The 25,239-nt window shown below is 66.1% G+C and carries 29 protein-coding genes; 19 read left to right on the top strand and 10 right to left on the bottom strand.

What is annotated here, in order from left to right:
• Positions 1-182: 182 nt before the first annotated feature.
• The gene (locus XH93_RS03605; RefSeq protein WP_194472418.1) at positions 183-560 is read left to right on the top strand and encodes a hypothetical protein; all 378 of its coding nucleotides are present in this window, start codon (positions 183-185) and stop codon (positions 558-560) included.
• Between the two features lie 196 nt (positions 561-756).
• On the top strand, positions 757-948 hold the full coding sequence (locus XH93_RS03610; protein ID WP_139487149.1) for a hypothetical protein: 192 nt from the start codon (positions 757-759) through the stop codon (positions 946-948).
• 123 nt (positions 949-1,071) lie between these two features.
• Here XH93_RS03610 and XH93_RS03615 read toward each other — a convergent pair whose 3' ends face one another.
• Positions 1,072-2,148, bottom strand: coding sequence for an AraC family transcriptional regulator (locus XH93_RS03615; RefSeq protein WP_210340436.1), 1,077 nt, complete (start codon positions 2,146-2,148; stop codon positions 1,072-1,074).
• Positions 2,149-2,518: 370 nt separating this feature from the next.
• Between XH93_RS03615 and XH93_RS03620 the strand changes: the two genes are divergently transcribed.
• The 6 genes from XH93_RS03620 (at position 2,519) to XH93_RS03645 (ending at position 9,108) form a co-directional block, all read left to right on the top strand.
• Entirely contained in the window at positions 2,519-4,171 is a 1,653-nt protein-coding gene (locus XH93_RS03620) for a fatty acid--CoA ligase (protein ID WP_194472420.1), read from the top strand.
• 43 nt (positions 4,172-4,214) lie between these two features.
• Positions 4,215-4,691 carry a MaoC family dehydratase gene (locus tag XH93_RS03625; RefSeq protein WP_194472421.1) on the top strand — a complete coding sequence of 159 codons (477 nt, stop codon included), beginning with the start codon at positions 4,215-4,217 and terminating at the stop codon, positions 4,689-4,691.
• Complete coding sequence (locus tag XH93_RS03630) at positions 4,688-6,391, top strand: alpha/beta fold hydrolase (RefSeq protein ID WP_194472422.1); 1,704 nt, start codon at positions 4,688-4,690, stop codon at positions 6,389-6,391. Before XH93_RS03625 ends, XH93_RS03630 begins: the two co-directional genes overlap by 4 nt.
• On the top strand, positions 6,384-7,331 hold the full coding sequence (gene phaZ / locus XH93_RS03635) for a poly(3-hydroxyalkanoate) depolymerase (RefSeq protein WP_194472423.1): 948 nt from the start codon (positions 6,384-6,386) through the stop codon (positions 7,329-7,331). The genes XH93_RS03630 and phaZ overlap by 8 nt, the downstream gene beginning before the upstream one ends.
• Positions 7,332-7,355: 24 nt before the next feature.
• Entirely contained in the window at positions 7,356-7,781 is a 426-nt protein-coding gene (locus tag XH93_RS03640) for a phasin family protein (protein ID WP_139487155.1), read from the top strand.
• 109 nt (positions 7,782-7,890) lie between these two features.
• Positions 7,891-9,108 (top strand): acyl-CoA dehydrogenase family protein, encoded by a 1,218-nt coding sequence (locus XH93_RS03645; RefSeq protein ID WP_194472424.1) that lies wholly within the window; start codon positions 7,891-7,893, stop codon positions 9,106-9,108.
• Between the two features lie 19 nt (positions 9,109-9,127).
• Here XH93_RS03645 and XH93_RS03650 read toward each other — a convergent pair whose 3' ends face one another.
• From XH93_RS03650 to XH93_RS41985, 4 genes are all read right to left on the bottom strand, one after another.
• The gene (locus XH93_RS03650) at positions 9,128-10,369 is read right to left on the bottom strand and encodes an MFS transporter (RefSeq protein ID WP_194472425.1); all 1,242 of its coding nucleotides are present in this window, start codon (positions 10,367-10,369) and stop codon (positions 9,128-9,130) included.
• Complete coding sequence (locus XH93_RS03655) at positions 10,366-10,695, bottom strand: hypothetical protein (protein WP_194472426.1); 330 nt, start codon at positions 10,693-10,695, stop codon at positions 10,366-10,368. The genes XH93_RS03650 and XH93_RS03655 overlap by 4 nt, the downstream gene beginning before the upstream one ends.
• Positions 10,696-10,719: 24 nt before the next feature.
• Positions 10,720-11,172: a MarR family winged helix-turn-helix transcriptional regulator gene (locus tag XH93_RS03660; RefSeq protein ID WP_194472427.1), complete on the bottom strand. Its 453-nt coding sequence runs from the start codon at positions 11,170-11,172 to the stop codon at positions 10,720-10,722.
• A gap of 153 nt (positions 11,173-11,325) precedes the next feature.
• Positions 11,326-11,652: a hypothetical protein gene (locus tag XH93_RS41985; protein ID WP_244622542.1), complete on the bottom strand. Its 327-nt coding sequence runs from the start codon at positions 11,650-11,652 to the stop codon at positions 11,326-11,328.
• 288 nt (positions 11,653-11,940) lie between these two features.
• Here XH93_RS41985 and XH93_RS03670 point away from each other — a divergent pair, with 288 nt between their 5' ends.
• The 9 genes from XH93_RS03670 (at position 11,941) to XH93_RS03710 (ending at position 18,519) form a co-directional block, all read left to right on the top strand.
• Positions 11,941-13,011 carry a sensor histidine kinase gene (locus XH93_RS03670; protein ID WP_194472428.1) on the top strand — a complete coding sequence of 357 codons (1,071 nt, stop codon included), beginning with the start codon at positions 11,941-11,943 and terminating at the stop codon, positions 13,009-13,011.
• A gap of 43 nt (positions 13,012-13,054) precedes the next feature.
• Positions 13,055-13,711 (top strand): response regulator transcription factor, encoded by a 657-nt coding sequence (locus tag XH93_RS03675; protein WP_194472429.1) that lies wholly within the window; start codon positions 13,055-13,057, stop codon positions 13,709-13,711.
• Positions 13,712-13,854: 143 nt separating this feature from the next.
• Positions 13,855-14,220, top strand: coding sequence for a hypothetical protein (locus XH93_RS03680; protein ID WP_139487162.1), 366 nt, complete (start codon positions 13,855-13,857; stop codon positions 14,218-14,220).
• A gap of 1 nt (position 14,221) precedes the next feature.
• Positions 14,222-15,973, top strand: coding sequence for an OmpA family protein (locus XH93_RS03685; RefSeq protein WP_194472430.1), 1,752 nt, complete (start codon positions 14,222-14,224; stop codon positions 15,971-15,973).
• A complete protein-coding gene (locus XH93_RS03690) occupies positions 15,973-16,473 on the top strand; it encodes a Rab family GTPase (protein ID WP_139487164.1) in 501 nt (166 codons plus the stop codon). The genes XH93_RS03685 and XH93_RS03690 overlap by 1 nt, the downstream gene beginning before the upstream one ends.
• A gap of 440 nt (positions 16,474-16,913) precedes the next feature.
• On the top strand, positions 16,914-17,321 hold the full coding sequence (locus tag XH93_RS03695; protein WP_194472431.1) for a DUF3597 domain-containing protein: 408 nt from the start codon (positions 16,914-16,916) through the stop codon (positions 17,319-17,321).
• 91 nt (positions 17,322-17,412) lie between these two features.
• On the top strand, positions 17,413-17,700 hold the full coding sequence (locus tag XH93_RS03700) for a hypothetical protein (RefSeq protein ID WP_139487165.1): 288 nt from the start codon (positions 17,413-17,415) through the stop codon (positions 17,698-17,700).
• Positions 17,701-17,777: 77 nt separating this feature from the next.
• On the top strand, positions 17,778-18,197 hold the full coding sequence (mscL, locus tag XH93_RS03705; RefSeq protein ID WP_139487166.1) for a large conductance mechanosensitive channel protein MscL: 420 nt from the start codon (positions 17,778-17,780) through the stop codon (positions 18,195-18,197).
• A 139-nt stretch (positions 18,198-18,336) separates the two neighbouring features.
• Complete coding sequence (locus XH93_RS03710; protein ID WP_139487167.1) at positions 18,337-18,519, top strand: hypothetical protein; 183 nt, start codon at positions 18,337-18,339, stop codon at positions 18,517-18,519.
• 80 nt (positions 18,520-18,599) lie between these two features.
• Here XH93_RS03710 and XH93_RS03715 read toward each other — a convergent pair whose 3' ends face one another.
• Together XH93_RS03715 and XH93_RS03720 are read right to left on the bottom strand one after the other, a co-directional pair.
• On the bottom strand, positions 18,600-19,418 hold the full coding sequence (locus tag XH93_RS03715; protein ID WP_246799477.1) for a class I SAM-dependent methyltransferase: 819 nt from the start codon (positions 19,416-19,418) through the stop codon (positions 18,600-18,602).
• The gene (locus tag XH93_RS03720; protein WP_194472432.1) at positions 19,405-19,869 is read right to left on the bottom strand and encodes an Rrf2 family transcriptional regulator; all 465 of its coding nucleotides are present in this window, start codon (positions 19,867-19,869) and stop codon (positions 19,405-19,407) included. Before XH93_RS03720 ends, XH93_RS03715 begins: the two co-directional genes overlap by 14 nt.
• Before the next feature lie 17 nt (positions 19,870-19,886).
• Here XH93_RS03720 and XH93_RS03725 point away from each other — a divergent pair, with 17 nt between their 5' ends.
• Positions 19,887-20,066, top strand: a complete 180-nt coding sequence (locus XH93_RS03725; RefSeq protein WP_194472433.1) for a hypothetical protein — start codon at positions 19,887-19,889, stop codon at positions 20,064-20,066.
• Positions 20,067-20,068: 2 nt separating this feature from the next.
• On the opposite strand, the gene XH93_RS03730 is transcribed toward XH93_RS03725, so the two are convergent.
• The 3 genes from XH93_RS03730 to XH93_RS03740 are packed head-to-tail and all read right to left on the bottom strand — an operon-like array spanning position 20,069 to position 22,459.
• Complete coding sequence (locus XH93_RS03730) at positions 20,069-20,350, bottom strand: helix-turn-helix domain-containing protein (RefSeq protein WP_139487170.1); 282 nt, start codon at positions 20,348-20,350, stop codon at positions 20,069-20,071.
• Positions 20,347-20,670, bottom strand: a complete 324-nt coding sequence (locus XH93_RS03735) for a type II toxin-antitoxin system RelE/ParE family toxin (RefSeq protein ID WP_139487171.1) — start codon at positions 20,668-20,670, stop codon at positions 20,347-20,349. The genes XH93_RS03730 and XH93_RS03735 overlap by 4 nt, the downstream gene beginning before the upstream one ends.
• A 58-nt stretch (positions 20,671-20,728) precedes the next feature.
• On the bottom strand, positions 20,729-22,459 hold the full coding sequence (locus XH93_RS03740; protein WP_194472434.1) for an ATP-dependent Clp protease adaptor ClpS: 1,731 nt from the start codon (positions 22,457-22,459) through the stop codon (positions 20,729-20,731).
• A 357-nt stretch (positions 22,460-22,816) separates the two neighbouring features.
• Here XH93_RS03740 and XH93_RS03745 point away from each other — a divergent pair, with 357 nt between their 5' ends.
• Positions 22,817-25,159: a mechanosensitive ion channel domain-containing protein gene (locus tag XH93_RS03745; protein ID WP_194472435.1), complete on the top strand. Its 2,343-nt coding sequence runs from the start codon at positions 22,817-22,819 to the stop codon at positions 25,157-25,159.
• Positions 25,160-25,239: the final 80 nt, after the last annotated feature.

The raw sequence follows: 25,239 nt of genomic DNA on the forward strand, positions 1-25,239 counted from the left end.
CCGCGCTGAGGGCCTGAGGGCGATCTGGCGGCCGGCAGCGCACCCCGATCGATCCTGCGACCTTGACGGCCGGTTCGGTTTGGCGCGACTTTCGTCGCAGCCATAGAACCTGCTCGCCAGATCCGGCGACAAACGCGTCAGCGGTGCGGATGGTTGCCTCGGCGCCGTGAAGGAGAAATGCCATGTTGGACAGGACAGTCCTCGCCATCATCATCTGCAGCACCGTGATCCTGGGTGCGCTGGGCGCCTCCGTGCACGCGCAGACGCCGTCAAGCTGCAAGGAGCCGCACGCCGGCACCAGCCGCGTCCCGATGCTGTCACCGCCGCTCGCCAGCGTGGTCACGGGCACGCGACGCGTGAAATTCTATTCGGCGCCGAATCTTCACTGCCCGATCAGCGGCGTCTTCGTCGTTCCGAATGACAGGCTGATTGCCTATGCGCAAACCCGCGATGGATGGTCGTCGGTGATGTATCTCAATCCCAAGACAGGCAACGACGTCTCGGGTTGGGTGAGATCGGCAAGGCTGAAGACAACCGGCACCGTCGGCCCGAAGCAATAAGCGCCACTATTCGCGGCGCCAATCGACTGGGCCGATCCGGCGAGGGCGGCCTCCGCTGCGATGTCCCACATTCATGGAAGCGTCATCGACGCCATACGTATCGCCGACGATCACCACGGCAAACGCGTGATGTCGTCACATTTTCGCCTATGGGCGTGTGGGAAAGTAGAGCGAGCAACAGAACTTGCCAAACCCCATGCGCAAATCGGATGTGACCTGCCCCAATTGCCAGGCCGGCTATCGCCGGATCGAGTTGACGTCGAAGGGCGGCGTCGCCGGCGAGTTTCGCTGCCTGGTTTGTGACGATCTCCTTGAGCTGATGGACGGCTCGACCGAGATCGCTTTCCGCCTGACCGTGCAGCCGAACAAGACCTCCTACGTTTTTTAGAGCATGATCCGGAAAAGTGTGAAGCGGTTTTTCCGAAAAGATCATGCTCAAACAAAGAGCTAAAGCGCGATGACGATTCAATTCAAACTCATCGCGCTTTAGGATGAGTGGCTTGCCTCGCGGCTATTCGCCGCGGATATCGCTCGGGGCCTTGTTGGTCCAGCGGTGGAACGCGCGCCTGAAATTTGCGGCATCGCTGAAGCCGAGCGCCAATGCGATGTCTTCGTTGGCGAGCGTGGTGTGACGGAGATATTTCAGCGCAATCTGGGTGCGCAGCTCGTCGTGCAGGCCGCGGAATGAAAAGCCCTGCTGACGCAGCTGGCGCCGCAGCGAGCGCTCGTTGACGCCGAGCAGCTTGGCGATCGCCTCGAAGGTCGGCGGGTTTGCGATGTCGCGCAGCAGGTAGGCGCGAATTTTCCCGGCCACGCCAATCCGCAATTCCAGGTCGCCGAGCAGATCATCGCACAGCGCAACGATGGTCGGATACGTCGTCTTGTTGCCGAGATCGGCGCTGCGGTCCAGCCATTGCGACTTGAACACGATCTGGTTGGCCGGCTGCTCGAAGCGCACCGGGCATCCGACATGGTCAGGCGGAAGCTCGAAGTCCGCGGCCTGCGGATAGGCGAGCTTGATTTCGGACGGCGCAAAGCCCGGGCCCATGACGTCGCGCATCAGCGAGATATGGATGCCGATCTGCATCTCGGTGACGAGCCGGTAGAGCGCGGGATCAGCCATCGCGGGCAGATTGGGCTCGATGCTCCATCGGCCGGATGACTTGTCCTCGCTGAAGTTGATCGCCGCCAGCGGTGCCGCCAGCGCGTGGTAGCGCATGGCGAATTCCATCGCCTTGCGGAAGTCGGGACAGCACAGCAGCGCGTAGCCGTACATGCCGTAGGTCGAGATGTGGATCGACGCGCCGATCCGATAGGGCAAATGGCGGTCGTTCGACAGCCGCAACGCGTTTTGGCACACGGTCATCAGCTGCGTCAGAGAGATCCGCGCCTGCGGCGAATGCACGTCCTCGAGCGTGATGTTCACGCCGCGCAGGATCGCGTCAGTGGCCACGCCCTGACCGTGCAGCATGTCGAAGATGGCGCCGAGCTTGGTGGTCTCATAGATCTTGTCGCTGACGCCGACGGTCAGGATGTCGCTGCGGGCGCTCAAGGGCCGCTTCAGTCGCGTCGTCGGTTGCAAGATCAACCCTGCCTTTCCTTCGGTGCCGGGGTCGCACGATCCCAAGAGATGGAGTGGGACGGAGTCTGCTCACCGCTTGCCAGACCATAATGCCATCTTCGCCCGTGCTGCAAAGCAGCAAAGGAAGTGCGCCACGGAAAACGGCAAAAAAGCCGTTGCGGATGAAGGCGATGCCGCCGGCGTATGCGGCCTGTCCGGTTCGGACCCGGCCGATGTCCGTTCCGGACCTTCACAAATCTCGGGCGTCACGCGACGCTTCGGCCTAAGGTCATGCGGTGGGACCGCCGTCACCAGACGGCAGACCACACGATCCGCTCGCTTCAGAATTGCGGACGCTGCAATGGTCGGAGGACACGCCAAGTCGAGGGAGGCTTTCATGGTTGGAAGGCTGATTCAGACTGCCAAATCCGCATACCAATATCCGCTCATCTTCAAGCAGCTCTGGCACACGCCGCGCGTGCAATCGCCGGATCAGGAGATCGTTTACCGCGATCAGAAACGCCAGACCTATCGCCAGACCAAGGAGCGCATCGGCCGCCTCGCCTCGGCGCTGAGCAAGGCCGGCGTCGAGCCGGGCGACACCGTCGGGGTGCTCGAATGGGACAGCCACCGCTTCCTCGAAGCCTTCTTCGCGATCCCGATGATGGCCGCGGTGCTGCAGACGGTGAATGTCCGGCTCTCGCCGGAGCAGATCGCCTACACGATCGATCACGCCGGCGCCACGACGCTGCTCGTCAACGACGAGTTCGTCGGTCTGCTGGAGGGCATCAAGGCACAGCTGCCGAAGGTGAAGCGGATGATCGTGATGTCGGACCGGCCGGCGCCGCAGACCGGCAGCCTGTCCTTCATCGGCGAGTACGAGAACCTCTTGGCCGCGGCCTCGCCGGATTACGACTTCCCCGATTTCGACGAGAACACCCAGGCGACCACCTTCTACACGACAGGCACGACCGGACTGCCGAAGGGCGTCTATTACAGCCATCGCCAGCTCGTGCTGCATTCGCTCGCCGGGCTGGCGCTGTTCGGCATGGCGGGCTCGCAGGGCCGCTTCTCGCGCGATGACGTCTATATGCCGATCACGCCGATGTTCCACGTTCACGCCTGGGGCTTTCCGTGGTCGGCGACGCTCGCCGGCGTCAAGCAGGTCTATCCCGGCCGCTACGACCCGGCGATGCTGGTCAAGCTGATCAAGAGCGAGGGCGTCACCTTCACCCATGGCGTGCCGACCATCCTGCAGATGCTGCTCAACGCGGCGGCTGCGGCGAAGGTCGATTTCAACGGGCTGAAGATGGTGATCGGCGGCTCGGCGCTGCCGAAGGCGCTGGCCAAGCAGGCGCTCGCGGCCGGCATCGATATCTTCGCGGGCTACGGCATGTCGGAGACCGGGCCGCTCGCCGCGGTGTCGCATGTCATGTCCAAGGATCTCACCGGCGATCCCGACGGCGAGGTGGAATTCCGCGCCAGAGCCGGCATCGCCGGGCCGCTGGTCGACCTGCGCATCGTCGATCCCGACATGAACGACATCCCGCATGACGGCAAGTCCGCCGGCGAGATCGTGCTGCGCGCGCCGTGGCTCACCCAGGGCTATTACAACAACCCCGAGGGCTCGGAGCAGCTCTGGGCCGGCGGCTATCTGCACACCAGCGACATCGCGGTGGTGAGCCCGGGCGGCTACGTCCACATCACCGACCGGATCAAGGACGTGATCAAGACCGGCGGCGAGTGGGTCTCCTCGCTGCAGATCGAGGACCTGATCACGCAATGCGCCGGCGTCGCCGAGGCGGCGGTGATCGGCATCAAGGACGACAAATGGGGCGAGCGGCCGCTGGCGCTCGTGGTCAAGAAGGCGTCGGAGGCCGACGGCCTCAGCGACGCCGCCATCAAGACCCACCTCAAGACTTTCGCCGACCAGGGCGTGATCTCGAAATACGGCATCCCCGAGCAGATCCTGTTCATCGACAGCATCCCAAAGACCAGCGTCGGCAAGATCAACAAGAAGGAGCTGCGCGAGCAGTACGGCAACATGTGACGGTGCGCGCGCAGCCGATGGGAGCATCGAGGAGGACAGCGACATGAGCAACCTCACACTTGCCGGCCTGGGCGACCGCATTGGACAGGAACTTGGCGTTTCCGATTGGACCGTCGTCGATCAGGCGCGCATCGACAGCTTCGCGTCCTGCACCGGCGACAGACAATGGATCCATGTCGACGTTGAACGGGCCAAGCGCGAGAGCCCGTTCCGTGGTCCGATCGCGCATGGCTATCTGACGCTGGCGATGGTGGCGCCGCTGTCGATGCAGGTCGGCGTCATCCCGCGCGATGCCGCCGCCGGGCTGAATTACGGGATCGACAAGGTCCGCTTCCTGGCGCCGGTGCCATCAGGCGCACGGGTGCGGCTGCGCGTCGTGCTCGCCGGGATCGAGCCGCGGGAGGGCGGACAAGTGATCATGAAGACCCAGAACACGCTGGAGGTCGAAGGATCGGAGAAGCCCGCCCTGATCGCCGAGACCCTGGCGCTTCTGATTCCAGCGGCGGGAGCACGGCCATGACCACGCAAGATCGCAGTGCGGATTCGTCTCCGGCGGAGATGGCGGAAGCCGCGTCCAGGAACACGCTGGCGCTCAACCCGCTGGTCGGCATCCAGAGCCAGGACCTGGTCGAGGGCGCCAATGTCCTGTTCAAGGCCGTGATGAACGAGCCGAAGGTCGCCACCGAACAGTGGCTGTCGTTTGTCGGCGAGCTCGGCTCGATCGTCTCCGGCAAATCCGAACGCGCCCCGAAGGCGGGCGACAAGCGCTTCGCCGATCCGACCTGGAAGGAAAGCTCGCTGCACTCTGGCCTGCTCAAGGCCTATCTGGCCTGGGGCGAAGCGGTCAACGGCCTGGTCGACAAGACCAGCCTCAGCGACATCGACAAGCAGCGCGCGCATCTGATCACCGAAATCCTGATCGACGCAGTGGCGCCGACCAACACCATGCTCACCAACCCGGCCGCGGTCCGCAAGTTCATCGACACCGGCGGGAAGAGCATGTGGAGCGGCCTGAAGAACTACATGGACGATTTGACGCGCAACCGCGGCATGCCGTCGATGGTCGACATGAGCGCGTTCAAGGTCGGCGAGAACCTGGCGACCACGCCGGGCGCGGTGATCTTCCGCAATGAGCTGCTCGAGCTGATCCAGTACACGCCGACCACGGCAACGGTGAGGAAGCGGCCGCTGGTGATCACGCCGCCGCAGATCAACAAGTACTACGCGCTCGACCTTTCGCCGGACAAGAGCATGGTGCGCTTCCTGCTCGAAAGCGGCATCCAGGTGTTTGCCGTCAGCTGGCGCAACCCGACGGCGGCGCACCGCGACTGGGGGCTGGACACCTATGTCGCCGCGCTCGACGAGGCCGTCGACGCGGCGCGCGAAATCTCCGGCAGCGACGACATCTCGATGATGGGGTCGTGCTCGGGCGGCATCACCTCAACGGCCTATTTCGCAACGCTCGGCAGCGCGGCGGAGCAGAAGATCAGGAACCTGGTGCTGGCGGTCTGCCTGCTCGATCCCAACTCGGCCGACGAGAGCGCGTTCGGCTGCCTGATGACGCCAGAGACCATGCGCGCGGCCAAGGCGTCGTCTCAGTTGCGCGGCATCGTCGACGGCCATGACCTGGCGCGGATGTTCGCCTGGATGCGGCCGAACGATTTGATCTGGAACTACTGGGTCAACAACTATTTGCTCGGCAACCAGCCGCCGGCGTTCGACATCCTGTACTGGAACGCCGACACCACCCGCCTGCCGGCGGCGCTACATGGCGATTATCTCGATCTCTATTTCACCAATCCGTTCGTCAATGCCGGCAAGGTGACGCTCAACGACAAGACCATCGACATGAGCAAGGTGAAGGCCGACAGCTATGTCGTCGCCGGGGTCACCGACCACATCACGCCGTGGAAGGGCGTCTACAAGACCGCGCAGATCATGGGCGAGGGCACCACCTTCGTGCTGTCGAACAGCGGGCATCTGCAGAGCCTGCTCAATCCGCCGAGCAATCCGAAGGCCTCGTTCATGATCGGGCCGGTCGGCGCCGCCACGCCCGACGCCTTCCTGGCTTCCGCCGAGAAGCGCAAGGGCAGCTGGTGGCTCGACTGGCGCGACTGGCTGCAGCCGCGTTCGGGCGACGAGGTGGCTGCGCCGGCATCGCTCGGCAGCACGCGCTATCCGGCCCTTGGTCCGGCGCCGGGGACTTACGTCTTTGAGTGACGATCCTACGAGAGACCTCGCGAGTCCGGCCGTCGCGGCAACCCGCGGCACGATCGAGACGCGCGAGATCACGATCGACGGCCAGCTGCTGCAGGTCGCGATCCGGCATGGCGACGGCAGCGGGCCGCCGCTTCTGCTGTTCAACGGCATCGGCGCCAACTGGGAATTGGCAAAACCGTTTCTCGAGGCGCTCACCAGCACCACCGCCATCATCTTCGACGTGCCCGGCGTCGGCGGATCGCCGCGGCCGGCGTGGCCGTACCGCCCGTCGACGCTGGCGCGGCTTGCTGCCGATCTCGTGGCGGAGCTCGGCTACGCCGAGGTCGACGTCGCCGGCGTGTCCTGGGGCGGCGGCATCGCGCAGCAATTCGCGCATCAGTTTCCCAAGCGCTGCCGGCGGCTGGTGCTCGCCGCGACCGCGCCCGGCTTCACCATGGTGCCGGCAAGTCCCTCAGTGCTGTGGAAGATGGCGACGCCGCGCCGCTACACCGACAAGGGCTACATGAAGCAGATCGCGGCCGACATCTATGGCGGCGCGTTTCGCCACGACCCGTCACTGATCGGCCGCCATGCCGGGGCGATGCATGGCGCGCGCAGCATGGGCTACTTCTATCAGCTGCTGGCGATGGCCGGCTGGACCAGCCTGCCGTGGCTGTGGTCGCTGCCGCAGCCGACGCTGATTTTGATGGGCAGCGACGATCCGCTGGTGCCGCCGATCAACGGTCAGATCATGGCGAGTTTGATCCCGAAGGCCGAGCTGCGCATGATCGACGACGGACATATGTTCATGGTGACGCGGCCAAAGGAAACCGCTGCACTGATCGAGGCGTTTCTCGCCGGCGAGAGCCGCGAGGCCGCGCCGGCGTCGCTGCTGTCGCGCACCAGCGGTCGCCTCAGGGATCTCATTCCAACGTCGGGAGGCGGACGGGAGAAGTCTTAAACACCAGCAACCAGGGAGGATCTCATGACGGATAACAGCTCATACAACGATATGCTGCGAAAGTTCGGCACTGATCTCGGTCTGCCGAAGCTGAACGTGGACGACCTGATGCAGGCCCAAAAGAAGAACCTCGAGGCGCTGACCCAGAGCGCCAAGGTGGCGGCGCAGGGCGCGCAAGCGGTGGCGCAGAAGCAGCGCGAGGTGATGGAAGCCGGATTGCGCGAGGCCGCGACGCTGGCGCGCGAATACAAGCCGCTCAAGGTCCGGGAGAACATCACGCTGCAATCCGAGTTCGCCCGCAAGATGTTCGAGATCGCGGTGAAGGGCGCCCAGGAGAGCGCCTCCACCGCACGGCAATCGACCACCGAGGCCGTGAAGATCATCCAGGACCGCATGAAGGAGAGCTTTGAGGAGTTCCGCGCCAGCGTCCGTCCGAACAAGCCGACCTGACGTCGCGTCCTGAGCCATCAACGACGACCGGCCCCGGCGGGACGTCAGCCCTGCCGGGACGGCGGCATATCAAGGCGAAAAATCTCGGCACGCAGCAGGGAGGGAAACCATGGCGAACCCGCAGGTGACACGGGCTGCAAAGCCGGCCTATGCGCCGCCGCCGATCGACGGCGATTTCTACCGGATTGCAACCGTCCTGAACGAGAGCGAGCGCGCACTGGTGAAGCGCGTGCGCGAATTTACGGAAGGCGTGGTCGCGCCGGTGATCGAGGAGTTTTGGGGCCGCGACGAATTTCCGTTCGCGATCATTCCAAAGATGGCCGAGATCGGGATCGGCGGCGTCGGCTATCAGGGCTATGGCGCGGCCGGCGGCAGCTGGCTGCTGAACGGCTTTGTCGCGATGGAGCTGGCGCGGGTCGATGCCTCGGTGGCGACCTTCTGGGGCGTGCACACCGGGCTCTCGGCCGGCTCGATCTATCTGTGCGGCGACGAGGCGCAGAAGCAGCGCTGGCTGCCTGCGATGATGCGCTTCGAGAAGATCGGCTCGTTCGGCCTGACCGAGCCCTTGGTCGGCTCCGCCACCTCAGGCGGCATGCTGACCAGCTGCCGGCGCGACGGCGATGTCTGGATCCTCAACGGCCAGAAGAAGTGGATCGGCAACGCCACCTTCGCCGACATCAACGTGATCTGGGCGCGCGAGGAGGGCTCCAACCAGGTCAAGGGCTTTGTGGTGGCTAAGGACAATCCCGGCTTTTCGGTCGAGAAGATCAAGACCAAGATGGCGCTGCGCGTGGTGCAGAACGGATTGATCACACTGAAGGACTGCCGCGTGCCTGAAGCGGACCGTCTGCAGAACGCCAACACGTTCAAGGACACCGCAAAAGTGCTGCGCATGACCCGCACCGGCGTTGCCTGGTTCGCGGTTGGCTGCCAGATGGGCGCTTACGAGCACGCGCTGCGCTATGCGACCGAGCGCCAGCAGTTCGGCCGGCCGATCGGCGGCTTCCAGCTGGTGCAGGACCTCTTGGTGCGGATGCTCGGCAACGTCACCGCGACCCAGGCGATGATGCTGCGGCTCGGCCAATTGCAGGATGAGCGCGTGATGCTGGACGAGCACGCCTCGCTGGCGAAAGCGTTCTGCACCGTGAAATGCCGCGAGACCGTCGGCTATGCGCGCGAGCTGCTCGGCGGCAACGGCATCCTGTTGGAGAACCACATCGGCCGCTTCGTGGCCGACGCCGAGGCGATCTATTCCTACGAGGGCACCAGGGAGATGAACACCCTGATCGTCGGCAAGTCGATCACCGGGCTGAGCGCCTTCGTCTGAGCGGGGCAGGAAGCCTCCGTCACTCCGCCGCGTGCGGGAGGCTGCCGTGCCTGGCCGCCGCGGCGTTCCGACGCGACATCACGGCAACTGCCACCGCTGCCGCGGCAAAGCCCGCGGCGGCGCCGACGCCGAGCGCCCAGCGCGGGCCGAGGTGATCGGCGACCCAGCCGACGATCGGCGCCCCGATCGGCGTGCCGCCGAGCGCCACCCCGAGCCGCAGCGCCATCACCCGGCCGCGCATCGCGGGCTCGGTCGAGAGCTGCATCAGCGCATTCGAGGTGTTGAGGACGGTCAGCGAGGCGACGCCGATCATGACCAGCGCGGCGGCGAACAGCCAGTAGTTCGGCGCCAGCGCAGCGAGCGTGCAGCCGACCCCGAAGATCGCTGCGCCCGCCATCAGCGCCTCGAAGCGCGGCCGTTCGCGGGTGGCGGCCAGCAGCGCGCCCGACATCGTTCCCATCGCCATCATCGACGACAGCAGGCCGAAGCCGCGGGCGTCGGTATGGAACACGCCGACCGCCATGGTCGAGATGAAGATCGGGAAGTTCAGCCCGAAGGTGCCGATCAGGAACAGCATCACCAGCGTGGCGCGGAGGTCGGAGCGCGACCAGACGTAGCGAAACCCTTCGGTGATGCCGCCCTTGGCGCGGTGCGCCCGCGCGTTCGGCCGCAGCTCGGATTTGCGCAGCAGCGACAGCGACGTCAGCACCGCCATGAACGACATGCCGTTGAACAGGAACGCCCAGCCGGTGCCGACCGAGGCGATGATCAGCCCGGCGGCCGCAGGTCCGATCATCCGCGCGGCGTTGAACGAGGTCGAGTTCAGCGCGATCGCATTCGACAGGTCCGCATCGCCCACCAGCTCGGCGACAAAGGTCTGGCGCACCGGAGCGTCGAGCGCGGCGCTGCAGCCGAACAGGAACGCGAACACATCAACGTGCCAGAGCTCGACCAGCCCGGTGACGGTGAGTATGCCGAGGATCAGTGACAGCGTGCCCATCGCCGCCTGCGTCATCATCAACAACCGGCGCTGATTGAAGCGATCGGCGGCAAGGCCGGACCAGGGCATCAGCAGGAGTTGCGGGCCGAACTGCAGTGCCATCACGAGGCCGACCGCGGATGCGCTGTGATCGGTCAATTGCGTCAGGACCAGCCAGTCCTGGGCGGCGCGCTGCATCCAGGTCCCGACATTGGACACCAGCGCGCCCGCGGCCCAGACCCGGTAGTTGAAGCTGCGCAGCGATCGAAACACCCGCCTCATGAGCGTCCCGGTTCGTTGCCGCCGTGAAACCGTCCGAACCGCCGCGCCAGCACCAGGCCGATCGCGAGGCCGCCGAGGAAGAGTGCAGTGATGTCGCCGGTGTTGCGCAAGCCGAACTCGCCGACGCGGCAGACCAGCAGATATCCGACGAGGAGGTTGAAGAAGCCCCAGAGGATGTTGACCGTCGATGTCGACAGTCCTTCGCCGCGCGGCTTTGCAAACGGGGTCTGGAACGGTTCGCCCATCATGCCGGCGACAACGTGAGGAATGGCGTTGGTGAGAAAGGCGCCGCCGAAGAAATAGGCGACAAGGTCAGGCCAGTTCATGGGCGTACCTCCTTTCGAGCAGCCTCAATCGTCGATCAGGCGCTTCAGCAGCCCGACGGCGGCTGCCAGCTCGTCCTGTTCCTTCGGCGACAGCCGCGCGGTGATGGTGCGCGACAGCCAATCCTGCCGCGCGGCGCGGCTGGCGCGGAGCCGCTCGCGGCAGGCGTCGGTCAGCGACATGATGGTTTGCCGGCCGTCCTGCGGATCCGGCGCGCCGCGGACCAGGCCCGCGGCCTCGAGCACCGCGATCGCCGAGCTCATCGACTGCGGACGCATCCCTTCCGAACGCGCCAGACTGGATACGGTTGCCGGACCGTGCCTCTCGAGACGCAGCAGCACCGCGACCTGCGACGGCGAGAGGTCGTCGCGTTCGCCCTGCTCACGCAGCCGGCGCTTCAGCTTTCCGATCAGCAAGCGCAGCTCTTCGGCGAGCGCGGACGCTCGCGCAGACCCGGCACGGCCCGATGCAGTGTTCATGCCGGTTGCGTAGCAGTTATGAAGGTAAACTGTAAAGATGATCTTCGCAGTTTAGCTGCATGGCTGCCCCGCGCACGCCGCGTCCGCCGCCGCCCATTGCGGACCGCGGGGCATGCTCGCGCCAATTTTGACTTGAGAAAGAGCGGGCGAGACCTATTCGGGCGCCTTGTGGCCGCCACCCGTGCGGCCGCCGGCGCCCGGCCCCTTGGCCTGAAGGTCCGCTGCGTCAGTCGTTGGACTTGAATGCATTTCCTTGGCGCGCTTGGTCAGGGCCGCGTAGCGCGCCGTCGCGCTGAGGCTCATCAGGCCGGCACGCACCAGCCCGAGAATCGCGCGGCGCGAGTGAAACGGGCCGGTCTTGCTCGCGGCATAGCCGCGCGGAAAGAGTTGCAGGCGGCCGGCAAGCGCGGCCTGCAGCGCCGCCTTCTGGGTCGCGCTCAGGCGGCGGCGCCGCGCAGGCTTTACCGCCTCCGCCAACATGCGCTGCTCCGTGCGCGACGACTTCCGTGGCGCGGCGCTCATCTCCGTCAACTCACACTCCGGTCGATTGGCGCGGCTTTCGAGAGGCGCCGCCGAGCTGGCATCGCCGTCGGCGCCGGCATCTGGCACACGATGGCTTGCACTTTCGCTTGTTAACCAGAAACCGCATTTCGGGCGGCTGCGACATCTGACGGAAGTCAGGATCGGTTATGACGAAAGTCATATTCGTTTGCGGGCGCTATCGGCTTACGCCAGAGTGGGATGCTCGCTGAGCTGACTGGGCAACGCATGATCGACCTGAGCGCGGACTTGCTTCCGGCCGCAGAAGCCGACGTCATCGGCCTCGCCGTGATCGGCGCCGACCGGCGCATGGTGCGGAAGATCGGGCGGCTGGTCGAATGGCTTCCCGCGGTCGGCGCCGACTGCTGCGAGTGCATGCTGCTGGTCGGCATGGAGGCCGAGCTCGTGGCGCTCGCCGAAGGACGACGGGACATGATCGCGCTGGCCGGCGTGCGCGGCGCCGCGCCGGGGATCGCCCAGCCGGTGACCGCCGTGGTGCTGTGGAACGAGGCGCAGTCGCATTATTTCATCATTGCGATGCCGGATTTCGCCGCGCGCCAGGTCGAGACGCTGCTCGGCAGCGAGCGCCGGGCCCGCCGCCTGATGGAGCAGCAGCTCGAGGCGGCAAGCGCGGAGGTGCGCTTCGCCTCGCTGGCGCGGACGCGGCTGCGGCTGGCGCGCGATCTCCACGACACGCTGGTGCACTCGATCGTGGCGCTGCTGACCCAGATCCGGCTGATCCGGCATTACCTGTCGACCGATCCGGCGCGCGTCGCCGACGGCCTTGCGACGGCGGAGGATGCGGCGGCCAGCGGCCTGCAGCGCGCCCGCGAGGCGATTGCCCGCCTGCGCATGCCCGACGATCTGAAGCTCGATACCGACATCGAGGAACTGCTGACCGACTTCGCAAAGCGCAGCGGCGTCAAGGTGTCGACCGAGATCGACGATCGGGCGCGTGCCGGGTTGCGCGACTGCGGCCTGACGATCCAGCGCATCCTCGGCGAGGCGCTGCGCAATGTTCAGGCTCATGCGCAGGCCCGCCACGTTGCGTTTCGCGCGTTCGAGATGCCGGCCGCGGTCGGCCGCAGACTGGTGGTGGAAGTTCGTGATGACGGCCGCGGCTTCGATCCCGCTGTTCCCAAGCCCGGACATTTCGGATTGATCGGAATGGCTGAATTTGCTGAACTTGTCGGCGGAACCTGCGCGGTCGAAAGTGCGCCGGGGCAGGGCACGCTGGTCCGGATCTCGCTGCCCGTGGCGGTGCCGCCGGCAGCGTCGTCCGGCGTGCTGGCCGATTAAGTTGCCGAGCGCGGACTCGGAACGAGAGGATGACGGTAAGCCCGTGAGCAAAACAGAGAAGGTGCGGGTGCTGATCGCCGAGGATCAGGCGCTGATCAGGGAAGGCATCGCCACGCTGCTGTCGCAGCAGAACGACGATTTCGAGATGCTTCCAGGTGCGGCCGACGGCGAGCAGGCGATCGAGTTCGCGCGGCGCTACCGGCCCGACGTCATTCTGATGGACCTGCAGATGCCGCGCGTCGACGGCATCGCGGCGACTCAGCGTATTCTCCGCGAGCTGCCGCAGACTCACGTCGTGGTGCTGACGACGTTCGAGACCAACGATTTGATCTTCGAGGCGGTCAGCGCCGGCGCCAAGGCCTATCTGCTCAAGGACGCCAGGATCGACGAGATCGCCGCGACGATACGGGCGGTGATCAACGGCCAGTCCGGCCTCTCACCGAGCGTCGCCGCGCGCATCCTCGACGAGTTCAAGCGGCTGCGCGGCCCGCGCGTCTCGGCCAAGCTGCCGGTCCGCGACGGGCTGACGGCGCGGGAGAATGAAATTCTCACGCTGATCGTCGAGGGCAAGAGCAACACCGAGATCGGCGAGCGGTTGCATTTGGCCGAGGGCACGGTGAAAAACTACGTCAGCACCATCCTGGAAAAATGCCAGGTCAAGAACCGCACGGAACTCGCAATAAAGGCAATAACTTACTAGAATCAATTGGCTTCGCGCGCACGTCGTTGCTGCATTGTCTCGCGATTGCTCGCCCGCACCCGCAAAATTGGCTATACGATTGGTCCGGATTGCTTTTTGACGGCGGGCCGGGTGGCGCGATTTAGGGTAAGCAGGGAACGACCATGAAGGGTATCGAGCGCGAGACCAAGGCTACGGATGGGCTCGCAAACGCAGCGGCCGCGGGCAACGGTGCGGATTCGGCTGCGCATGGCGCGGCCACGATCGATCAGGTCCGTGACCTCCTGTTCGGCGGCGCGCAGCGGTCGATCGAGAGCAACCTTGCCGGCCTCCGCGAGGAGATGCAGGCCTCGCTCAAGCAGCTCCAGGCCCACTTCGCCAATGAGCTTGCCGCCCTCCAGGCCAAGGTCGCCGATCTCGAGCAGCACACCGAGCAGAAGCGGCTCGACTCGCTGAAGGATATCGGCGCGGCGATTTCGCAGCTCGGCGCGGCCGTCAGCGGATTGGGATCCGGCCGCACGGACAGATAGCATGGCAGCTGCTGCCGGGCAGAACCGCGAGATCGAGCAGCTCAAGACATTGCTGTTTCAGCCCGAAGCGACGCGCCTGCAGTCGCTGGAGGCGGATCTTGAATCGTTGCAGCACTATGTCGGCACCGCCGACCGGCTGGAGACGGCGACCGCCGGCATCCTGGTCGAGGCGCTGGAGCGCGCCGAGGTCACTCGTCCGCGCGAGCTCGCCAACGCGATTGCGCCCACCGTGGTCTCCGCGATCAGGAGCGAGATCAGGAATTCGCGCGAGCAGTTGATCGAGGCGCTCTATCCGATCGTCGGTCGTCTGGTCAGCGCCGCGGTCGCGAACTCCTTCAGGGAGATGGTTGCCTCGCTCGAGCAGCGCATCAACAACCTGACATCAGCGCAATTGTGGGTGGGGCGCATCAAGTCGCTGGTGACCGGACGTCCGATCAGCGAGTTCGTGCTGGCGGACAATCCGCCGCGGGTGAACCGGCTCCTGATCATCGAGCGCGGCAATGGCCGGCTGGTCGCGGACTACAAGCACGACGCGACCGCCGATGAGCGGGCGGACCTGCTCAGCGCGATGGTCGCGGCGATCCTGGAGTTCTCGGTTCAGGCGCTCGCCGGCGAGGGCGATCTGCAGACGCTGGATTTCGGCGGACGGGAGATCGCGCTGCGCGCCTCGCCGCGCTTCATCCTGGCGGCGGAGTGCCTCGGGCCGCTGCGCCCCGCCGACAATGCTCGGATCAATGCGCTGTTCTTCGACGCGATCGAGCGCATCGACCGCGGCGCCACCTGCGACGCCAGGATGCTCGCATCGCTGGCGGCGTCGATCGAGGCGGATGACGCGCCGCGCAAGACCGGCGGCCGGCGCGGCAAGGTGATCCTGATCGGGCTGCTCACGGCGGCGGCCGCGCTGCTGGTCTGGCTCGCCGCGACGTCGCTGACACGAAGCCTGCTGGAACGGCGGACCGAGGCGGCGCTGGCGCAATTCGCCACGCAGCAGCCGCTGCTGGCGTCGTTTCCGCTGCGGCTCGATTTCGATCATGGCAACCGTAGCGTCGCGGTATCGGGCATCGAACCGAGCGAGTTCACGACGGCGCCGCTGATCGATACGCTCACCGCCGCCGCAGCACCGTACAAGATCGTCGACCGCATCGGCGTCGTGACCGGACCGCAGCAGGTGGCGGCGGCGCGGGCCGACATCGCGGGCCTGCAGCAGTCGCTGGCGCGCGCCCAAGCGAGCCTCGACCAGATTCGCGATGCGATAGCGGCGCAAGCGAAGTCGGGCGACCAGCAATACGCCAGGCTGAACGAGCAGGTCGCGAAGCTCGGCGAGCAGTATGGCAAACTGGGCGAGCAGTCGGCCGCGCTGCAGTCGATCGTCGACAGTCCGGCGGCGCGGCTCGACCGCTTCATCGCCACGACGGCGGTGTTCTTCGTCTACAATTCGGATGATTTCCTGAACAATGATGCGGCCGAGCAGCAGCTCCGCGAACTCGCCGGTCTGCTGGCGAACAACGATCTGCGCCTGCGCATCGTCGGCTATGCGGATCCGAGCGGAACCGAAGGGACCAACCGGACGCTCGCACGCAAGCGGGCCGAGCAGGTGATGCACAAGCTGACGGCGCTCGGAATCGATCCGTCGCGGCTGACCCCGGTGTCGCGCGCGGCGACCATGCCGATCACCGACCGGCTCGACCCGACGGTCGGCGGCAACCGCCGCGTCGCGTTCGAAACCGTTTACCGCACCGAAGTGCCGCGCTGATGCTGACCGCGAAAGTCATGCTGCTCGGCGATATGGGGGTCGGCAAGACCTCGATTTTGCACCGTCTCGTCTACGACCGGTTCGAGGGCCAGTACAAGTCGACGCTCGGCGTCGAGATCTTGAGCCATGACGTCGCGCCGGCCGACGGCGGCGAGCCGACGCGCCTCGTGCTGTGGGACACCGACGGCGACTTCGGCACCCAGATCTTCGACACCGTCTACGTCACCGGCGCCTCCGCCGCGATCATCGTGTCCGACGTGACGCGTCCGCAGACGGTGACGCGCATGGTCGAGCTGGTCCGCGGCTTCGAGGAGCGGTTTCCGGGCCGGCCCTACAAGGCGCTGCTGAACAAGATCGATCTTCCGGAGGCTGCCGGCAGCGCCGGCGCGATCGGCGAACTTGCGCGGTCGAGCGTCAAATCGGTCAGTGCCAAGACCGGCGCCGGCATCGTCGAAAGTTTTGCCGAGCTGGCGCAGATCATTCAGCGCCGCCAGTTTTGAATCCGGATTTGCCCCGTCATTGCGAGCGAAGCGAAGCAATCCACGCCTCAACTCGGGGATAGATGGATTGCTTCGCTCCGCTCGCAATGACGAGGCTTCGCGGAGCCTGTCATCCGGCGGCGCTTCGCGCCGACCGGGTGGCTCGCAATGACGAATGGATGGAGCATCGCCTGACAGGCTTGGTGTCAGCCGCCCCGGCTACTCGGGGCTGGCGAATCGGGCCGGGACGGCTGACTTTCATCGCACGTGGGGCGCACGATGAACGGCGATCGACGTGCGGTCGATTCACGCGCACCAAGGTGAATTTGCATCACGCTGCGCGGCTCCCCGAAAGTGACGATGGTCATCTTCCGCCGGTTTGGCGGCCTGCCTATCGTTCGCCCCGTCACTGGAAACCGCCGCGAGATCGACAACGTCTCGGGCCCACGGAGCGAGAGATCATGAGCATTTTTGGAAGCATCATGGGTGCGATTTTTGGCCATGGCGCCCAGGCCAAGACTACGTCTCCCGCAACCGAAACCGCGGGTGCCCCTGGCGCATCGCCGGCAACATCGACCGCGTCAGCTGCGCCCGGAGCCTCCGCGACGCCGACGGTCGACGTCGCAGCGATCGTCGACAAGGCGGCCGCCGCCAAGGGCGAGAAGCTCGATTGGCGCACCTCGATCGTCGACCTGATGAAGGCGCTCGGCCTCGACAGCAGCCTTGCGGCGCGCAAGGAGCTCGCCAAGGAATTGCACTACACCGGCGACACCAACAACACCGCCGCGATGAACGTCTGGCTGCACCAGCAGGTGATGGCCAAGCTCGCCGCCAACGGCGGCAAGCTGCCGGACGACATCAAGTCCTGACGACCTGCGCCGAAGCGCTGCGAGGCGCTCGCGGCAGCCGAGCGCCCTCGCACGCCTCGGACCGACGTGTATCGCGTGAGGAGCAGTTGCCATGGCTTCGCATCATCTCGCCATCATGCGCGGGTTGCGGCCCGCCGTTGTGCGTTCCGCCACCCTGATCGGCGCGGCTCCGGTAGTCGTCGCGATGACGCTCGGCATCTGGGTGGCCGTCGCATATGCGGATCATGCGAACGGCGAGCCACCGCCGCAGGCGGATGCGAACCTCCAGCGTGCCGCGCAGAGCCCGCCGCCGGCACGGGTGATCTTGCCGGCCCCATGGGAGCAGGCCGCTCCCGCACGCCCCGTCACGGCGCCGGCCGAGCCGACCAATCGTAGATAGTCCGCGCCACTTGCACTGCGCGCAGCCCTGCATCGACATGCCGGGCCGGCGCGCCCCCTTCGAGAACAGGAGATCGCATGCTGAAGGAATTCCGCGAATTCGCCATGAAGGGCAATGTCGTCGACCTCGCCGTCGGCGTCATCATCGGCGCAGCCTTCGGCGCCATCGTCACCTCGCTGGTCGGCGACATCATCATGCCGATCATCGGCGCGATCACCGGCGGCCTCGACTTCTCCAACTATTTCACCGGACTTTCCAAGGCCGTGACCGCGACCAATCTGGCCGACGCCAAGAAGCAGGGCGCGGTGCTGGCCTGGGGCAACTTCCTGACCCTGACGCTCAACTTCCTGATCGTCGCCTTCGTGCTGTTCATGGTCATTCGCGCCATGAACCAGTTCAAGCGCAAGGAAGCGGTTGCGCCCGCCGAGCCGCCGAAGCCGACCGCCGAGGTGGCGCTGCTGACGGAAATCCGCGACCTCCTGAAGTCGCGCGTCTAACGCATTCTCGAGCGAATCGGATACCGGTTCGCGTGAAGAAAACCTGTCAAGCGTGATGACGATGCAACCTGATCTCATCGCGCTTCGGCCGGCACGGCGCGCGCCGTTCCGCCAGCACTGTCCTATTCCGGAGATAGCCATGACGGACAAGGTCAAGCTGCCCCGAAAACTGTCCCAGGAGCCCGGTGCACCGGCGCCGCTGCGGCCGAGCCACAAGCGGGTCATCGAGGATTTGGACCGCTGGGCCAACAGCCCCGGCCTCCAGCCGCCGACGGCCGATGATGCCGAGAACGATGACGGCAAGGCGCGCTCGCGGGAGTGACGAAGCGCGGCGGCGCGGTGCGGCGCCGTATCCAATCCGAATTTGGCGAACGACGATTGGCTGCGGCCGCAGAGCCACGATCAGGGCCGTCGTGCCGTTGCGATCATCGCAGTCGAGGGTATTGGGAAGATATCGCCGACCCGCCCGCGCTCGATCTCGCTCCAGAATGCGCGGGCGACGGCGGCGCGCTGTTCATCGTCCAGCGCATTCCAATGCGAGATGAAGGGGAACAGCCGCTCGACACCATTGAAGTCGGCGACATCGAGGCCGAAGTCGCGCGTGACTTCAGTGATGACGGGTGGTGCGAAGCCGGCGTCGACGACGGCCGCGGCGAAACGCGCGGGATCGGCCAACTCAGCGAGCCCCGCCGCGGGCGGCGGACCGATACGATCGGGATAGAGCGCGCGGACGATCCGCGACACCAGCATGTGCACCCCGCCGCCGTCGGCGCTGTTCCACACCGCGATCGCCGCGGCTCCGCCCGGCCGCGTCACCCGCGCCATCTCGCGCAGGCCGGCGCGCCAGTCCGGAAACAGCATCACGCCGAACACCGACAGCACGGCGTCGAACGCGGCGTCGGGCAGGTCGAGCGCCTGGCCGTCCATCTGTTGTGCATCGATGTTGGAAATTCCATGCGCGCGCACCCGCTGCACCATGCCGGCGGAGAAATCGATCGCGGTGACCTGTGCGCCGGTGCGGGCGGCGGCCAGCGCCGCGGCGCCGGTACCGGTCGCGACGTCGAGCACCTTTGACGACGGGCCGATGTCGAGCGTTTTCAGGGCGGCTTCGGCGTAGTGCATCGTGAACGGCTGCGACTGCGCTTCGTAGGTGGCGACCATCCTGTCCCAATGCGCGGGATCGTTGAACGGCTGATGATGCGCGGGTTCACTTTGCGGCATGGATCTGGTCCTCGAGGGTCTGCCGGTGCTTTGCCAGCCGGCGCTTGAAGTCCTTGGCGAGCGCCGCCAGCGTCACGGCGCCGAGCCGCTTCAAGAACAGCGTCTCGACCTCGCGAAACGTGTCGCCGAGCGCATCGTTGACGGCCTGCTCGACCAGGCAGCCGGGGTTCTCCGAGCGATGGCTCATCGCGACGATGGTGGGCGCGCCGACCGCGCGGTAGATCTCGGCCAGCGTGATGGCGGCGGGATCGCGCGCCAGCGTCCAGCCGCCGCCATGGCCCTTCTCGGAGCGGACCAGCCCCTGCTCGCGCAGCCCGGCCATGACGCGGCGGACCACGACCGGGTTGGTCGCCATGGCGGTTGCGAGGTGCTCCGACGTGACGGGCTCGCCCGCGCCGATCATGTGGAGCAGGCCGTGCAGCACGCCGGACAAACGGCTGTCGCGTGTCATGTAACTTCATATGTTACATGATGGCGCCGCCGTCAAGAGGGGTCGGCATTGCCGTGATCATCACGTGCGGATTGGTCGCGCCGTCCGCCTCGGAGCGGCCGCAAGCCTGGGAACGCGTGCTGGAACGCATCACTGCCGAGCTCGTGCGGGTCACGGCCGGCGCGCGCGACTTGATGTGCCGCCAGGGGCGCGATTGATCCTACGCCGCCGAGAGGCGGATGCGGAATTTGCTGTCGGTTGCCTTGGCGAAGCGCAGCAGCGTCTTGGTGCTGGGAAGCGTCTGGCCGCTTTCGAGGCGGGCGATGGTGGACTGGCTGGTCCCCATTCGCTCCGCCAGTTCGGACTGCGACAGTTTCGCCCGCCGCCGCGCTCTCAGCAGCTCAGTGGCGATCTCGAACTCGGGCGCAAGCGCGTCGTACTCGGCCTTGACCTTGGGATTGGCCAACAGGCGAGCCTTGAGCTTTTCGAACGGAATGGTCATGCGAACCCTTTTGCCCGCTGTAGCGCCAACTCGATCTCAGCGGCCGGCGTCTTCTGCGTTTTCTTGACGAACGCTCGGACCACTACGACGCGGCGGCCACTGGCCGTCACGTAGAGCGCCCTTGCGATTCCGTCGCGCCCGGTCAGCCGCAACTCCCAAAGCTTGCCCGTCAAGTGCTTGACGTGTGGTTCTCCCAGGTTTTCCAGCCCGACTGCAAGAATCCGTTCAGAAAGGCGGAGGAAACGCGCCTGCATGTCGACCGGCAACGCGGCGATCTCGGCTGCGACGGTCTCGTTGAGAATCTCGACGCGCCAAGACATCTCGATGATATCTCATTTTTGAGATGGTGTGAAGGCAGATATGCCGGGACGCGTGCCATCACCCCGCGCTCATGCCCTGGGCGCCGCCGAGCAGCTTTGCGTTGAGCCGGCCGCCGTCGAACAGCATCTCGTTGACCGCGCCGTCGATGTCGTCAGCGGTGACGTCCTGGCCGCCGTCCCTGACGATGCTGGCCTGGGCGAGGCGGCGCATCAGCTCCTTGATGAAGGCGGCGCTGACACCGGCTGTGCGCCGCACCGCCTCGTCGACGATGGGCTGCGCAAGCGGCAGACCCTTGCCGTAGAGCCGGACCAGCTTGCCGCGCCCGGCCTCGTCGGGCAGCGGCACCTCGATCGCCTGGTCGATGCGGCCGGGCCGGCCGGCCAGCGCGCCTTCCAGTTCCTCGGGGCGGTTGGTGGTCAGCACGAACAGGATGTCGCAATCCTCCTTCAGGCCGTCCATCTCGTTGAGCAGCTTGTTGAGCAGCGATTCCTCGCAAGGGGAATCCATCTCGTCGCGGTCGCGCGCGATCAGGTCGACGTCCTCGATCACAACCATGGTCGGCTGCAGCAGCCGCGCCAGGCTCATATAGGCGCCGAGCAAGCCGACCTGCTCGGCGGTGATGATCAGCGTGGTGTGGCCCGGCAAATTGGTGGCGAGATAGCGAATGGTGTGGGTCTTGCCGGTGCCGGGCGGGCCGTAGAGCAGGATGCCCTTGCGGGTCGACTGGCCGAGCTTGCGCAGCAACTCGCGGCTGCCGACGAAGTCGAGCACGTTGCGCTCGAGCAGCCGCAGCGTCTTTTCCGGCAGGATCACCGCGTCGCGGTCGACCGTCGGCAGCCGGTGCACGGTCACGCCGCGTGAGCGGCCGCTATAGTCGGCGTCGCCGTCGAGCGAGAGGATTTTGCCGCGATAGGATCGCGCGGCGTCCACCGCCATTTCCAGCTCGGCAAAGATGCGCTGCACGAAGGCGTTGCCGGCCATACCGGCCGGCACCACAAGCTCGATCCGCATTCCCGACTCGCGGTTATAGTCACGATGGAAGGCGAGCAGCACCGCATAGCGCAACTCGCCGCTGCGGCACAGCCAGAGTCCATTGACCAGGCATTTCACCGGCTGCGCCTCGCCGATATCGACATCGTGGTATTGCGGCGGCGCGATCGCCGGCGCGCCGCGCCCGTATCGCATCAGCGTTGCGACATCGAGCGTCTCGTAGCGATGTTCCTCATGGATGCCGAAGAAATGGATGGGGTCGGCGAGCAACCGGTCGATCGCGATCTGAACGTCGGCGCGCATATGGCCGGGAAACAGCCGCGACCGCGTCAGTAGCTGGTTGCGCGGGACGCCCGCGAAATGCCAATCGAGCGCGGTCACGGCAAACTTGAACTCGTCGCCCGGGAGCTCTTCCGAACTCCTCCTGACGGCCAGCACGCAGCCGCTGCAGAGGCATACCTTCCTGTCGTTGAGAAAGATATTGCTGACCGATCTCGGCGCGTCACAGAGATCGCATGGGCGCACCGCATCGACGGCCTCGGCCGTGATCAGCAGCGGCTGCTCGTCGTCGCGGATCAGCTGCTGCGCGGCCTCCAGCAGCGCCCTGGCCACTTGAGCGGGAAATGGGCCGCAAATGATACCGTACTGGTCCTCGATTTGCGCCGCGACCGTGATCGCTTCCCGCTCGGACTTGCCGAACACCGCGCGCAGCAGGTGCCGGACGAAGTCCAGTGGCGTATCGCCGTCGTCTCGGATGAAGAGTTTGACCGGGCCGTTCTCGGTGAAGACGTCGTGCATGAGCCCCTCAAAACGCAAACGCTATGAATAGAACATAACAAGAACACCATATCGGACGGAACCCGTCAAGCGAAAGATTTTCCGCCGCAGCTTGAACGTGTGGGCGCCGGCAAAAGCCGATCGATCGGCAGGCCCATGCGCCGTGCAAAGGTAAACGCCGCGCAATGCCTGTGACGAATTTGTGCAGCGGCGAATGCCAGGACGACCTGCCGACGGAATTGCCAAGACATCGCCGCCCCAGCGGCAAACTTCCGACACATCATCGGGGCGAAAAGGGGCGATCGACATGGCCAGCGCGCGAGGGGGGATTCGACTTCAAGCGAATCTTCCGTCGCGCAATTATTTTATGAGGCTCTCGTGTCGCACAAACTTGGTTTTGCGATCCTTCTCGTCTTCACGCTGTTGCTTTCTCCTGCCGTCGCGCAGCCGCCCGCCAAGCCGGCGCCGCCGCAACAAAATACCAGCGATGCGCTGACGCCCGAACAGGCGAAGCGCGCGCTCGACACGCTGCAGGACGACAAGAAACGCGGCGAGATCATCAACACGCTGCGCGCGATCGCCACCGCCTCGCCGCAGGCCGCGCAGAGCGCGCAGCCTGCGCCGGAGCCGTCCCCGATCCCGCTGTCCGCCGACAGTCTCGGCGCGCAACTGCTGTTGATGGTGTCGGAGCAGGTCACCGAGGTCTCGAGCCAGGTCGCCGACGTCGCGCGCACGCTGACGCATTTCCCCGCTTTTTATTACTGGTTCCTGCGCACCGCCAATGATCCGGCCGCCTACGGCCAGTTGATCGATATCGCCTGGAAGCTGGCGCTGGTGTTCGGCTGCGCGCTCGCCGCCGAATGGGTGGTGTTTCGCCTGATCAAGCGGCCGGTGGCGTTTCTGGAGCAGCGGCTGCCGCAGACCGCGCGCGTGCCGGTGCAGACGCTGGCGAGCGTCGATCCGCCGTCCTCGGTGGCCGATGTCACGCCGCAGGGCGAGCTGCAGCGCCGCCGGCTCAGCCTGGCGCGGGCCTGGCAGTCGCTGATCCGGCTGCCCTTCGTGCTCGGACGGCTGGTGCTCGAATTGCTGCCGGTGGTCGCCTTTGTCGGCCTTGCCACCATGCTGCTCGGCACCGAGATCGGCGACCAGTCGACCACGCGCCTCGTGATCCTTGCCGTGGTCAACGCCTACGCGTTCTCGCGCGCGCTGATCTGCGCAGTGCGGGCGCTGGCCGGCCCGTTCGGGCTGTTTCGGGTTCGCGCCGAGACCGCGGCCTATATCGAGATCTGGGCCCGCCGCATCGTCGCCGTCGGCGTGTCCGGCATCGCCTTTGCCAATGTCGCGCTGCTGCTCGGGCTGTCGCGCGCCGGCTATGCCGCGATCCTGCGGCTGGTGATGCTGGTCGTGCATCTGTTCATCGTCGTCATCATCCTGCAGTGCCGCCGCCAGGTCGCCGACGCCATCCGCGCGCCGGCCGATCGCGTCGGCGTCGCGGCGCGGATCCGCAACCGCGTCGCCGGCCTCTGGCACGTGCTGGCGATCGCGCTCGATCTCGCGCTGTGGGCGGTGTGGGCGCTCAACATCCGCAACGGCTATTCGCTGCTGCTGCAATATTTCGTCGGCACCATCGCGGTGCTCCTGATCACCCGTCTCGTCACCATGGTGGTGCTGAGCCTGATCGACCGCGGCTTCCGCATCTCGCCGGATCTGCTGCAACGCTTCCCGGGGCTGGAGTCGCGCGCCAATCGCTATCTGCCGCTGCTGCGCCGGGTGGTGTCGGCGGTGATCGCCTTTATCGGCTTCGTCGCGCTGCTGGAGGTCTGGGGCGTCGACGCCATCGTCTGGTTCTATGGCGGCCAGATCGGCTCCCGCCTGATCTCGGCGCTGGTGACGATCGGGATCGCCGCGCTCGCCGCCGCCGTGATCTGGGAGGTCGCCAATGCGCTGATGGACCGCCAGATCAACACGCTGTCGCGCGAGGGGCATTTTGCCCGTGCCGCGCGGCTCCGCACCTTCCAGCCGATGCTGCGCACCGCGCTGTTCTGCGTCATCGTCGCGGTGGTCGGCCTCACCGCGCTGAGCGAGATCGGCGTCAATGTGGCGCCGCTGCTCGCCGGCGCCGGCATCGTCGGCATCGCGATCGGCTTCGGCTCGCAAAAACTGGTGCAGGACCTGATCACCGGGCTGTTCCTCCTGATCGAGAACACGGTGCAGGTCGGCGACAACGTCACGGTGTCGGGGCTGTCGGGCGTGGTCGAGAACGTCTCGATCCGCACCATGCGGCTGCGCGCCGGCGATGGCTCGGTGCATGTCGTGCCGTTCAGCGCGGTGACCACGATCACCAATGCCAGCCGCGGCGCCGGCAATGCGTCGGTCAGCGTCAACGTCTCCTACAAGGAGGACACCGATCGCGCCGGCGAGATATTGAAGGACATCGTCGCCGAGATGCGCCAGGAAACCGCGTATCGCGCGCTGATCCGCGGCGATCTCGAATTGTGGGGCGTCGACAAGGTCGACGGCTCGATGGTGACGATCGTCGGCCAGATCCGGTGCACCGATGGCGGCCGCTGGTCGGTGCAGCGCGAGTTCAACCGCCGCATGAAGCGCCGCTTCCAGGAGGAAGGCATCGAGATCGCCTCGATGGGCCAGACCATCCTGATGCAGATCCCTCCACCTGCGGAGCCGGACGCCGACGCGCGGCCGCGCCGCGCCGCCAGCTGAGCGGCGCAGCGCGGTCGTCTCAGCGCTGCGACACGTCTCGCGACGCTGAGACGGAAGGCGTCCGCTTCAGTCCGCGGATC

The sequence above is a fragment of the Bradyrhizobium sp. CCBAU 51753 genome, from assembly GCF_015291565.1.
GTDB classification, from domain to species: Bacteria; Pseudomonadota; Alphaproteobacteria; order Rhizobiales; family Xanthobacteraceae; genus Bradyrhizobium; species Bradyrhizobium ivorense.